This window comes from Ruminococcus sp. D54t1_190329_F1, from assembly GCF_015551645.1.
In the GTDB taxonomy this organism is placed as follows: Bacteria; Bacillota; Clostridia; order Lachnospirales; family Lachnospiraceae; genus Blautia_A; species Blautia_A faecis.
Genome location: NZ_JADNDC010000089.1, coordinates 1 through 1973, shown reverse-complemented (window position 1 = coordinate 1973; position 1973 = coordinate 1). Strand labels below are relative to the sequence as shown.

Annotated in this window: 2 protein-coding genes; both read left to right on the top strand. The window is 31.4% G+C overall.

The window, feature by feature from the left end; genetic code table 11:
* Positions 1-714: LytTR family DNA-binding domain-containing protein (locus tag I2D69_RS19600; RefSeq protein WP_139148872.1), on the top strand; the 714-nt coding region annotated here is incomplete at its 5' end.
* Positions 711-1973, top strand: a 1263-nt coding sequence (locus tag I2D69_RS19595; RefSeq protein WP_117846391.1) for a sensor histidine kinase, incomplete at its 3' end; no start/stop codon positions are given. The genes I2D69_RS19600 and I2D69_RS19595, both read left to right, overlap by 4 nt.

Genomic DNA, 1973 nt, shown 5'->3' with positions numbered 1-1973 from the left:
TATATGCTAAATTTAGCTATTTGCGACAATGAGCCTGCCATCATTGAAGAATTAGAAGAATATTTGGATAAGATATCAGACATTTCATTTGACTATGAAGTATTTTTTAGCGCAGAGGAATTATACTCTTATAAGAAAAAACAGGAGTTGGATTTTGATGTTTATATCCTGGATATTGAAATGGGAGAGATGTCAGGATTGGAACTTGCTAAAAAATTACGGCAAGACTCTCCCCATTCCCTTATCGTTTTTCTTACAAGTTTTTCTAAATATGTTTATGATGTTTTTGAAGTTGTGACTTTTGATTTCATTTTAAAACCGGTTTCTTTTGAGAATTTCAGCAAAGTGCTTCATAAAGCATGTGATTTCTTATGTATGGCTAAAGTAAATTTTGTCTTTAGCTATCGTAAAAATAGCTACAGTATCCCTTGCCAATCCATTGTATATATAGAAAAACTTGGAAGAAAAGCCCTTATACACACCAATACAGGGGATATATATCAATGTAACAAAAATTTAGATGAGATATGGTCACAATTAGATAAGCGTATGTTTGCATCTATTCGAGTGGCATGTATTGTGAATCTTTCCGAAATAGTACAGGTGGTACGTGATGAACTTCTGTTAAAAAATGGAAATACTCTCCATGTTGGACGGGCCTATCGACAGGAAATTAAACTACGTCATTTACAATTCCTAAAGGAGCAGTTATGAAATCTTTCTTTTTTATATGCTTAACGAATTGCTTAGATTTTGGGATATTAGAAAAATATTTGCAATGTTTCAGTCAAGAACGAAAAGTTGATCGCTATAAACTGATTTTTCTATTTCTTTTTTGTACAATTACTACAAGTATAGTAAACATGTATAAAAATCCAACTATCAATTTATTATGTAGTATCTGTATGATATACCTGTACAGTTTATCTTTTTCGTATTCTCGTTTATATTATATAATTCTACCGATTTTATACATTGGTTTGGGATTTGTGTCAGAGCCTATAGGATTTTTATTGACACTCCGACTTGAAACACAAATCAGCATGGAAATATCTTTTTATATTTCCGTGCTGATTTGTGAATTTATTCGATATCTTCTGGTTCGGGCTATATGCCATAGTTGGGCAATTCAGTTACCAAATTTATCAAAACAGATGAGCCTATTACTTTTTTTAATACCTCTTTCCAGCGTATTTATTAGTTGTATGGCAATATATTTAACTGGAACCTATGATAATTTAACCGGAAATGTACTATGCTTGGCAATTATTTTATTAGTATTATTAACAAACATACTGACATTTGCTATTTTTCACAAGTTAAGTATTGTAATAGCTGATAATTATAAAAATGAACTCCTTCTGCAAGAAGTGAAGATGAAGGAACAGTATTATCGTGAAATCGAAGCAGGAAATAAAAAGGTACAAGAAATAAAACATGATTTAAAAAATCGTCTGATTGCCCTTTATGCAATAGAGAAAGCAAATGTAGATTTTAAAAAAGAATTTCAAAAGATCATTGGTGAATTAGACGAAGGAGAAAAAACCATATACACTGCAAATATAATTGTCAACACTATTTTGAATAATAAACTTCGTAATGCCCAGAAAAGGCATATCGCAACAGAAGCCTCGGTATTAGTACCCAAGCAAATGAATCTGGACTATAGCGCTGCCGGGATATTATTAGGAAACCTCCTGGATAATGCAATAGAGGCATGTGAAAAAATAGAAGCTTCAAAAAGATGGATTGCTGTGAATATCATTTATAAAGAACATACTTTGATTTTAAAAATCTGCAATAGTAAAGAAATAAAAAAGGCAAACATTGCATTGAGCAGCAAACGTCATTATAAGCAAAGTGGAATTGGCATACATAGTGTTACAAGGGTAGTGGAAAAATATAATGGTACAATAGAATTTTTGGATCTAGGTGACTCCTTTGAAGTAAGTGCTGTTCTTTATGGTATTTTA